The following is a 10,813-nucleotide window of genomic DNA, read 5'->3' as shown; positions in this document are numbered from 1 at the left end:
TTATTTCAATGGTAAATGCTCAAGCGTTTATCAATGATGAAATATTTAGAAATGCTCCTAAAGCTCAAACTTCCTTCCTGGTTAAAACTGATGGTAATAGTATAAACCCGGAGTTGCTCAAGGATTTAAATATTGAGGTATTTCAGCAAATTAATGCCACCGATTATGTAATGATCATTCCTTCCTCCAGTTATATGGATTTTAGTAGTCGTCAAAATATAAGATCAATCATTGAAGTAATTAGTCCGGAGGGGGTTTATGAGGAAGGTATATTTCCTCAAAATAGAATATACAACTGGAACCGGGATAATTTTGGTCCTATCACTATACCTAAGAAAGGCTGGACGGTAACGCTTAATGATTCTACCACGGCCATTTATAAGACTGCCATAGAAGTCTACGAAAACAATAAGGTTGAGGTTTTTGAGGGCGATATATTTATAAACGGCAAAAAGTCGAATTCTTACACTTTCAAAATGGATTACTACTGGATGGTGGGGGATAACCGCCACAACTCTGAGGATTCACGATACTGGGGTTTTGTTCCGGAGGATCATATTGTGGGTAAAGCAATGATAAGCTGGCTAAGTTTGGACAAAAGTGCACCTTTGCTGGAACGGGTTCGGTGGGACCGGATAATGAGACCTGTGAATTGAAAGATTTGTGAGGCTTTCGACCTGCATATTATCTCACGATGGTAACCGAACCGTACATCGGTTTACGTTCGTTCTTTGGGTGTATTACGTAATAATAAGTTCCAACAGGTAGGGCTGATCCATCTTTCGTCCCATCCCATGGGGCCAAATAATTTACAATCTGATAAAGCTTAACACCGTAACGGTTAAAAATATCAACCGTAGCGCCGGGATAATCCTCCAAATATTTCACGTTCCATGTATCATTAACACCGTCTCCGTTTGGAGTGAAGGTATTGGGTACCTGAGGCATTTTTAAAACTTTGATAAAAATTTTACTAATTGCTGTGCAGCCTTTATCGGTAGTGACTGTTAGAGTATAAGTTATATCGTCTGTAGGAGTAGCTTCAGGGATCAAAATATCGTCTTTATCCAAAAATGTAGAGGGAAACCATTTGTATGATACGATATTTCCAGAAACAGTAGCTGGCAACTTAACAGTGCGCCCTTCTAACACGAGTAAATCAGGCCCAATGTCAGTTTTTGGAGCCGGATTGACTGTAATGTTCTGTGTTTTCGAATCTGTACAACCATTGTCGGTAAGGAAGGTGTACGTCAAAGTATGTGTTCCAATCCCTGCATTTGCCTGGTTAAAAATTCCGCTGGCGCTAACTCCCTTGCCACTATAGGTACCAGTTCCGTTAAGGATTCCGTGAATTTCTTTTGCTTGGGTGAGCTGAATCGGGCCTGAATCAGAACAAATATCTGCAATAACATCAAATTGAACTTCCGGTACTGCAAATACAGTTACGCTTTTAGTTATTATGTTCACGCAAGTTCCTCCCGTATAAGCAAGCATTTTTACCTGGTATGTTATGGATGCAGGCGACGTGAAAGTGGGGTATTTATGAGAGTAAATACGCGTTGGAGCGGCCCGGAGTGAAGGTTCATCGTCGACCACTTTAACATTAGGATTATTTACTAAATCAAATATCCATTCTATCTTAGTGACTTCCTCATCTAATTCCACAATCACCTTATCTTCAAACTCAACTGGACCATAACTACAAAGGCCAGTGGGATTTTTAATCGCAAAATCAGCTTTTGGTACACTGCCATTAACGACAAATTCTTTACTTAACGTTTCCTCACACCCATTTGGCGATTTTACCGTCAGTTTTACCGTATAACGGCCTGCCTTTGTATATCTATGTGATGCATTTTGTGCCGTAGATGTATTCGGGCGCTGTGCATTGGCAAGGGGATCGCCAAAATCCCAGAGGTACGTTAATTGAGATGTTGTGCCATCTGAAATAGTGGTTTTGTTAGTAAATTGTGCGGAACCATCAGCCAGACAAAAGTCAGGCACTTCAAAATCCACAGTAGGTAATACGTTGACTAAAACGTCCAAATTAAACACACTACTTATACAGCCCTTATCTGTTTCAATAATAAGCTTTACCATATATTTTCCTGGTGTTGTATAAGTATGTGCGGGATTTTGTGCGGAAGAACTGTTTCCATCCCCAAAATCCCAGTTCCATTTTACAACCACCCCTTCATTGGCCAGGGATTTGTCTGTAAATTGTATAGGTTGATCTTCGCACTTCAATGCTGCTGCAGTGAACGATGCCTCCGGTGTTTTATTTACATGAATTGCCAGTGGAATACCCGGAGAGGAAACACAACCGCCTTCTGATTCTACAAGTAATGAAACTATATAATCGCCAGGTGCTGAATAACTATGGTTAACAGGACCTGCAGCGGTTTTCGTTTCCTTAACTCCATCCCCATAATCCCAGTACCATTTAACGATATTTGTCGAATTCGGCGTACTTGTGTCGGTGAAACTAAGTGGAGAAGCTATACATGTTTGAAGATTGCTAGCTGTGAAACTGCTTATTGGTACTGGTAACACATCAAAGCTAATTGATATATCTTCATCAGGAGAGCAACTGGTAGGTGCCGGGTTAGTTACTGTGGCTTTAAGTGAAAATAAGCCAGCCGCATTCAGGTTTGAAGCTGATAATTTGTACTGATATAAATATGCGGGTAGCCCATTTATGGTAGTTTGGGTCGGGGTGGGAAGATTGATCGTTTCCACTATTGTCCCGTTATTTAGGTTCCATACAATTTTATTGGTTGTGTAGGGAATCTGAAGTGTTACATTATAATCTCTTCCAATACAAACACTGCTTTTTGCGATGCTATTACCAGGTTCGAAAATCTGTAGGTTAAAATTCAGATTTTTGATGTCTGTGCCGGCTAGATAGGCGTACGATTCAACCTGTCCATAACCGTAAGCTATTGCACTAAATCCATTATTGCATATAATGCGATGTGTAGGATTAACGTTGGATGAAGCCGTGACATCTACAATTATATAACTATATTCTGAATTTATTTGTACAAAAGAACCGTTCGGCTTCACACCATCTAATGTGAGAGTCGGGATATCTGCAGTTTTTAGCAAAATATTAATGTAGTGAGCCGTTATATTTGTCGGCGGTGATGTTAAATTTCTCAATGCCGAAAAAAGGGTTACATCCTTTAAAGTTTGTTCCACAGGATTTAAAATCGTCATCTCAGGATCACCAGGATTATTAAACGAGTTGCAATTTTGAGTGATTTGGAATTGTGCTACACTAATTGGCTTATCCGCACTAATTGAGTTAGCAGTATTGCCGTGAAAAGTTACAATGCTGCCTTTTTTGTATGGGTTAGAAAGGGATGTAGTATTCGCGAAATTCGTGGAACCATTGATGGTAAGAGTAGTTTCATCCTCAGCAATGAAAACGCGGAAAATGTCGACTGATCCTTTCGATGCATTGAAAAAGGGCGCTGTGATAAAATTTTTCCCCCATGCCGAAACAGGAAAAAGTTGCTGATATAAATTATCTCTTGAGGTCGGATTTACAGTACTGCCAGGCTCACAAAAGCCGTTGAATGTGCTGCCAGAAAATACAGCAATTGGTTTGCAGTTCCCTATAGTTTTAATTCTTGAACCGGTTACATCTGTCAGTGATTGAAACTGGTAAACATCCCCTTTGTTTAGATTTATTTCGAAAGTTTCACCAACCAGATGCAAATTATTAGTACTATTCGCAGTAGGCGTAATTTCTACTTTCGTGCCATCCTCCACACCCAAAATAGTGAATTCGGAAAAAGAATTAGCATTAGTAAATTGGTTATAAGCCATTGCAAAGTATTCATTCCCTAATGCTTTGGTGGGCAAAACCAGAGTTGCAGCAGATCTAGCAGCAAAAGAAATGAGGGAGTAGACAACTACAGGAACATCCGAGGTTATATGAATCCCTTTTTTAGTTTCTACTATGTCAGAAGTGCCAACGTATGTATTAGTTCTAACAGTAGGATCAATTAATACAGACACGGCTTGATTTGCAGACAGATTTACAATTGGTAAGATTGATCCTCCCGCATCTACCGTAACGACGGCATTCTGTTGGGAAGTTATAAATAATGTTAATCTTGAATTAGTGCCATCTAAATGTCCAGTATATGCTACCCAAAAGTCGGTACCTTTATTCGACGTACCTTGGGCTTTACTAGAATTTAGATTTCCAAACCACAAGATTGTAACTAGGAATGCAACTTTGAGAAGGGTGCGTAATTGTGTAATCAACTTGAAGCGAAAAAATAAATGTAAGAAAACATTTGCACTCGTCCGCCTCATATTTTGTATTAAGAGGTCCGTTAGGAACATCAGTAACTATATTAACGAGAAATAATCTCTTTTGCTTCGCTTATATCAAAAAAAAGCTGTCAGACTTCCGCCCCCTAACTTCTGTCTATTCCATCTGCAATTTCCGAATCAACTCTGCACTTTGTATTCTACCCTGGTCAAGTCTATCGGAGAAAAACGATTTAACCAGATTAAAATGTTGTTTATAGCCTTCCATGTCGCCATAAACAATTAAAGACGACCACTCCCTAACCGCTGAGTGGAACTCGAGGTCGTCTCCGCGTATGGTTTTATCGAACAAAGCTGCATTAATTGATTCTTCAAGCAATTCATCATTCTTAAACAAGTATTCTGCAATACCAAGTCTTAGGCGAAATGGCGGCGTCTGGCATATCAAGTTATCGTAGGGATTTACTTTCAGGTGATGCCATGCATCCACCATACTGAGTAGACTCAGGTGAGAGTTTGGTTTTCGGCTTTCAGAACCCGCAGAAAGAGAGAACTCCTGCATTACTTTTTCATCAAGCATAAGAGGTTTGTGATCTTTTCCGAAAATAAAATCCTTGGCCGCATACAATCGCTTTCTGAATGCTTCTTCTTCTTCTTTAATCATCAGCTTAAAGAGTTCAGATTCGGATTCTGCATACCGTTTAATCTGATGGCGTGCATATGGATTCAGTATTGCTAGTCCGCCATAGATATGGGCTTTGTAGCTAAAAATCCTTAAGGTGATAAGTATCTTTACGTTGTCAATCCCGCCCAGGTAGGACGCATTCTCCCATGGGAAAAAGCCGGCTTCTTTCCAGGCTGTTCCCATGCTTTCAAATCCCATATGTGTTACTGCCTGCGTGTCAGCTACTATTTTGTCGTGGTCGTGGAAATCCGGGATTTCATTGATGACAGAACCCAGCGATGATAAAAGATCAGTCATACGTTGGTATGCTTCTTTATTTGTGCGATGGGGAATAACGATCATCTTCTGGCCTTTAGGATCAAACCCAGGGCCGTGCAGAGAATGACAGGTAATGATATGCGCATCCTGCGGAAGGTACTTTTCAAATGCTTCAATTTCAGGATGCTTAACAGAGGTTTGGCCAGCAACGATTGCTCCGTACTTCGTGTAAGAACCATATTGGCTCACTACCTCAGAGATGCGCTCGGCTTCGACAGAATAAAATATGACATCCGATATTCGCGATACTTCCTTGCCATCCTCCAGAACCTCTACACCAAAAGTGGCAAGCTCTGCTTTAAGTAGTTCAGTCCGATGCGGAAGATCACACCCATACACACGGTAACCTGCCTTAACAAATGATTTTGCGTAAATGCAGCCCATGTCTCCCAGACCGATGATTCCAATATTCATTATACAGATGTGATCTAGATGTTAAATAAACTTAAACAATTGTAACCTTTATGCCCATGCTCTCAAGTTGTTTAACAGTATGGTCCGATATTCCCTTATCGGTGATGATATGGTCGATCTCCTCGATATTACAAATCTTACCGAAACCTCGTTTACCGAATTTGGTTGAATCAGTAAGCACAATGGTTTTCTGCGACACACTTATCATTTGACGATTCAGGTGGGCCTCCATCATATTGGTAGTTGTGAGTCCAAACTCCAGATCAATTCCGTCTACCCCAAGAAATAGCTTATTGCAAAAAAAGTCTTTTAAAATTTCTTCAGAATATGGTCCCATTACTGACGTGGAACTTTTCCTCATCATACCCCCAAGCTGAATAACTTCCGTATTGGGATGTCTTGACAATTCCATAGCGACATTCAACGCTGAAGTAATCACCGTTAAGTTCAAATTTACCGGGAGGCATCGTGCAAAAGCAAGCACTGAAGTGCCGGATGCGATAATAATGGAATCATTTTCCATAACCATATCGGCTGCCACCTGCCCGATGCTCGTTTTCTCCGTTGATTGAAGTTTTTCTTTTTCATTCACGGAACGGTCGACCGTATAAGGATTACTCAATGTGGCGCCTCCGTGGATTTTAAAGAGTAAGTTTTTATCTTCCAGCAGTTTTAAATCCTTTCGAATCGTTACTGATGAAACTTTTAATTCAGAGCATAAATCCACCACATTTATGTATTGCTCCTTTTGCAGCTTTTTTATAATATACTGGTGTCTTTCCGCTAAACTACTCATTAAATGGCCTTTTTTGTGATACTGCAAAATAGGAAAATTAATTAAAATTTTCTTTGTCAGATCGGTTCTTTGTAAGGGGTATTTTTTTTGATAGAATAACTAAAAGGTTTCGAAATGTTTACTATAATTGCGTATTATTTCGATTTATTATCTTTATGCAGTACCATAAACAGGACAGGGGAATTCTAAGTTCAGAAGATGAGTGGGACCTTATAGTTGTAGGAGGCGGGGCTACCGGTCTCGGTACTGCCCTGGATGCAGCTTCGCGTGGATTTAGAACGCTATTACTAGAGCAGTCCGATTTTGCGAAAGGCACTTCAAGCAGAAGTACGAAACTCGTACACGGAGGGGTGAGATACCTGGCGCAGGGTGATATTTCCCTTGTTTATCAGGCATTGAAAGAGAGGGGTCGCCTTCAGGTTAATGCGGCCCACCTGGTTTCGAAAGAGGAGTTCATAATTCCTTGTTTCAACTGGTTTTCGGTTGCCAAGTATTTAGCTGGATTGAAGATGTACGACTGGCTTTCCGGAAAATACAGTTTCGGGAAGTCGAGGTTCTTATCCCGTAAGGAAGTTTGCGAGAAAATTCCGGGCCTGGATGACAAGGGACTTTTGGGAGGTATAAGCTATTTTGACGGCAAGTTTGATGATGCGAGACTGGCTGTAAATATAGCTCAAACCTGTATGGAACAGGGGGGCACCGTCCTTAACTATGTTAAAGTTACTGGTCTTCTAAAAGATATAAACGGTAAAGTGTCAGGTGTCCGTGTTGTGGATGTGCTTGGCGAAAAGGAGTACAAATTAAACTCCAGGGCCGTAATTAACGCTACTGGCGTTTTTGTCGATGATATTCTGCAAATGAATACTCCAGATGCCGAAAAGCTTGTTCGCCCTAGCCAGGGTGTACATGTTGTGTTGGATCAATCCTTTTTGGACAGCGAAACTGCACTTATGATCCCCGAAACTTCTGACAAACGCGTTCTTTTTGCTGTGCCATGGCATTCCCGTTTATTGGTGGGCACGACTGATACACCTATCGAAACCCAAAGCCTGGAACCGAGAGCATTGGAGGAGGAAATTGATTTCATTATAAGCACTGCATCGCAATATTTTAAAAAAGACGTCACGCGAAAGGATGTCCTGAGTGTGTTTGCAGGCCTTCGCCCGCTAGCAGCCCCCGGGAAGAATGACACCAACAGTACCAAGGAAATTTCCCGTGATCATAAACTGATTGTTTCTGACTCCGGTTTAATTACCATAACCGGGGGTAAATGGACTACTTATAGAAAAATGTCTGAAGAAACGGTAGATGAAGCCATACGGACGGCTAATCTCGGTGACCGTCCCTGTGTGACAAAGGATTTAAAAATTCACTCTTCGGAAGTGAGTACCTTAGAAAGCCATTTGAAAATATATGGCACCGACAGGCTCATAATTGAAGGTTTGGTAAAGGAAAATCCAGATTGGAATGTTCGTTTACATCCTAAATTTCCGAATATAAAAGCAGAGGTTATTTTGGCGGTAAGAAATGAAATGGCCTATACTGTTGAAGATGTATTGGCGCGGCGCCTGAGGATTTTATTTGTGGATGTCAGGGCGGCCATTGAAATGAGCGGGGAAGTTGCCAGGTTAATGGCTCTGGAAAATGGAAGTAATTCCGACTGGATTGCTGAACAGATGGAAGAATTTAGGTTAATTGCAAGTCAATATTTGTTGGAGCCTTTTATAGAAAAAGAAGAAATTTTAATAACTAAATAGCATTTATGGCAGATTATATTTTAGCACTGGATCAGGGTACGACAAGTTCAAGAGCTATAGTTTTTGACCGAAAAGGTAACATTAAAGCAATTGCTCAAAAGGAATTCGAACAGATATATCCACAGCCTGGATGGGTGGAACATAATCCATTAGAAATATGGTCCAGCCAGCTTTCTGTATCCGCGGAAGTAATCGTAAAGGCTGGTATTGGCGCCAAAGATGTCCATGCGATAGGAATTACAAACCAAAGAGAAACCACTGTTGTATGGGATAAGGAGTCCGGCTTGCCAGTTTATAATGCAATTGTCTGGCAGGACCGCCGTACCTCAGATTATTGCGATTCTATCCGTAAAGTAAATGGTGACATGATCCGGGCAAAAACCGGATTGATAATCGACTCCTATTTCTCTGCGACAAAGGTGAAATGGATTCTCGAAAACGTTAAGGGAGCACGTCAAAAGGCTGATGAGGGGAAACTGTTAATGGGAACCATAGACAGCTGGCTTATATGGAAATTGTCAGGCGGGACTACTCATGTAACCGATGTGACCAACGCATCGCGTACCATGATCTATGATATTAACACATTGAAATGGGACCAGGAACTTGTCGACCTGTTTGGAATTCCAAATTCGATGCTTCCAGAAGTTAAGTCTTCAAGCGAGGTATATTGCGAAACTGCCGGAAATATTCTGGCTGCAAAAATTCCTATTGCTGGGATAGCTGGCGACCAGCAGGCTGCTTTGTTTGGACAGATGTGTACCGAAGTGGGGATGGTGAAGAATACTTATGGAACAGGTTGTTTTATGCTTATGAATATTGGTTCAATGCCGAAAATATCAGCTAATAACCTGCTGACTACGATAGCCTGGCAAATAGATGGAAAAGTGAGCTATGCGCTTGAAGGTAGTATCTTTATTGGTGGCGCTGTTGTTCAGTGGCTTAGAGATGAACTTGGGATCATTAAAACCTCGGGAGAGGTAGAAAATTTGGCAGCCGGCGTCAAAGACACAGGCGGTGTCTATATGGTTCCTGCTTTCGCCGGCCTGGGAGCCCCGCATTGGGATCAGCATGCCCGGGGAACAATAACGGGCATTACAAGAGGGACTAATTCCGGGCATTTTGCCAGGGCAGCATTGGAAAGCATTGCATACCAAACAATGGATGTTCTGAAGGCTATGGAAGCTGACGCAGGTACGCCAATAAGTGAGCTGCGTGTAGATGGGGGTGCCACAGCAAATAATCTGCTCATGCAGTTTCAGGCCGACATTTTAAAGTGTAGTGTGATAAGACCAAAAGTGACCGAAGTGACCGCGCTAGGATCCGCATATTTAGCGGGGCTTGCGACAGGATTTTGGGGTGGGATAGATGAAATCGGCGAACAATGGCAGGTAGACAGAAACTTCGAGCCAGAAGAGCTTGAGAATTATGATGAGTTAATAGACGGCTGGAATCGCGCAATTAAAGCAGCGAAAGCTAATGTAAGTTTGTAGATTTAATTTTAAATATAAACGGAATGACCCCATTTGTAGCCGAATTCTTAGGAACCGCATTATTAATTTTATTAGGCAACGGAGTAGTTGCTAACGTTGTTTTAAGTAAAACTAAAGGGAATGGAGGGGGATTAATAGCAATTACCACAGCATGGGCACTCGCAGTCTTTGTTGGTGTTGTTGTGGCTGGTCCATACAGCGGAGCGCATTTAAATCCGGCTGTAACCATCGGACTTGCTATAGTTGGTAAATTTGATTGGGCGATGGTACCCAGTTACTTTTTGGCGCAGTTACTTGGGGCAATGACTGGGGCTTTGTTCGTGTGGTTGAAGTATATTGATCATTTCAAGGCAACTGAAGACAAAGGACTGAAGCTGGCTGCATTCAGTACAGGGCCTGCCATTAAAAATAATTTAGCAAACTTATTCAGTGAGATTATCGGGTCATTTGTTCTTCTTATTGTGATCTTCCATATAACAAACGCAGAAATTGTCGACACAAAAACCCCGCTTGGACTGGGCTCTATTGGTGCAATACCTGTCATGTTCCTGGTTTGGGCAATAGGTTTATCTCTAGGAGGAACAACCGGATATGCTATAAATCCTGTCCGTGACTTAGGCCCAAGGATTATGCATTCTATACTTCCAGTGGCCGAAAAAGGCTCAAGTGAATGGTCGTACGCCTGGATTCCAATTGCCGGTCCACTTATCGGGGCAAGTTTAGCAGCTGTATTGTTTAATATCCTTAATTAAAGAATTAGCAAATTAGAAGATGAGCAAATTAGAGATTAGCGAATTTCCTAATTTGCTCATTCTCTCATTTCCTCATTTAATATCCGTGCCCAATGCTGATAGCCTGCAGCAGTTAAGTGCAAGCCGTCGTGGGTATATTCAGAAATCAGTCTTTTATCGCTGTCAAGGAAGGCCGGATATAGATCGATAACAAACACATTCTTGTTATCAGCCATCTTCCTGATCGCGTCGTTTACAAATAAGATATGTTCATCTTTTCCATAATGATTTGGGAACTTGTTAAACGTGTGATTTACGGGCATTAAGGTGTG

At 41.5% G+C, this 10,813-nt stretch carries 8 protein-coding genes; 4 read left to right on the top strand and 4 right to left on the bottom strand.

Annotated features, from left to right (window positions below):
- The coding region (locus WBJ10_RS13580; protein ID WP_424291189.1) for a S26 family signal peptidase at positions 1-656 on the top strand (656 nt) is incomplete at its 5' end.
- Positions 657-684: 28 nt separating this feature from the next.
- Here WBJ10_RS13580 and WBJ10_RS13575 read toward each other — a convergent pair.
- The 3 genes from WBJ10_RS13575 to WBJ10_RS13565 all read right to left on the bottom strand — a co-directional run bounded on the left by WBJ10_RS13575 (position 685) and on the right by WBJ10_RS13565 (position 6,500).
- Entirely contained in the window at positions 685-4,278 is a 3,594-nt protein-coding gene (locus WBJ10_RS13575) for a PKD domain-containing protein (protein WP_424291187.1), read from the bottom strand.
- Positions 4,279-4,444: 166 nt separating this feature from the next.
- Positions 4,445-5,704, bottom strand: coding sequence for an NAD(P)-binding domain-containing protein (locus tag WBJ10_RS13570; RefSeq protein WP_424291185.1), 1,260 nt, complete (start codon positions 5,702-5,704; stop codon positions 4,445-4,447).
- Between the two features lie 31 nt (positions 5,705-5,735).
- Positions 5,736-6,500 (bottom strand): DeoR/GlpR family DNA-binding transcription regulator, encoded by a 765-nt coding sequence (locus WBJ10_RS13565; RefSeq protein ID WP_424291183.1) that lies wholly within the window; start codon positions 6,498-6,500, stop codon positions 5,736-5,738.
- Positions 6,501-6,655: 155 nt separating this feature from the next.
- Between WBJ10_RS13565 and WBJ10_RS13560 the strand changes: the two genes are divergently transcribed.
- Genes WBJ10_RS13560 through WBJ10_RS13550 form a run of 3 tightly spaced genes read left to right on the top strand, consistent with a single transcriptional unit; the run spans position 6,656 to position 10,502 of the window.
- Positions 6,656-8,257 (top strand): glycerol-3-phosphate dehydrogenase/oxidase, encoded by a 1,602-nt coding sequence (locus WBJ10_RS13560; RefSeq protein WP_424291181.1) that lies wholly within the window; start codon positions 6,656-6,658, stop codon positions 8,255-8,257.
- Positions 8,258-8,262: 5 nt separating this feature from the next.
- Positions 8,263-9,750, top strand: a complete 1,488-nt coding sequence (gene glpK / locus WBJ10_RS13555) for a glycerol kinase GlpK (protein WP_424291179.1) — start codon at positions 8,263-8,265, stop codon at positions 9,748-9,750.
- Positions 9,751-9,773: 23 nt separating this feature from the next.
- On the top strand, positions 9,774-10,502 hold the full coding sequence (locus WBJ10_RS13550) for an MIP/aquaporin family protein (protein WP_424291177.1): 729 nt from the start codon (positions 9,774-9,776) through the stop codon (positions 10,500-10,502).
- 56 nt (positions 10,503-10,558) lie between these two features.
- Here WBJ10_RS13550 and WBJ10_RS13545 read toward each other — a convergent pair.
- Positions 10,559-10,813 (bottom strand): SGNH/GDSL hydrolase family protein (locus tag WBJ10_RS13545; RefSeq protein WP_424291175.1); only part of this gene is annotated, 255 nt, incomplete at its 5' end.

Source organism: Daejeonella sp. (genome assembly GCF_049655485.1).
Lineage (GTDB): Bacteria > Bacteroidota > Bacteroidia > Sphingobacteriales > Sphingobacteriaceae > Daejeonella.
Note: the sequence above shows the minus strand (reverse complement) of the source record. Positions and strands in the feature narration are given on the sequence as shown.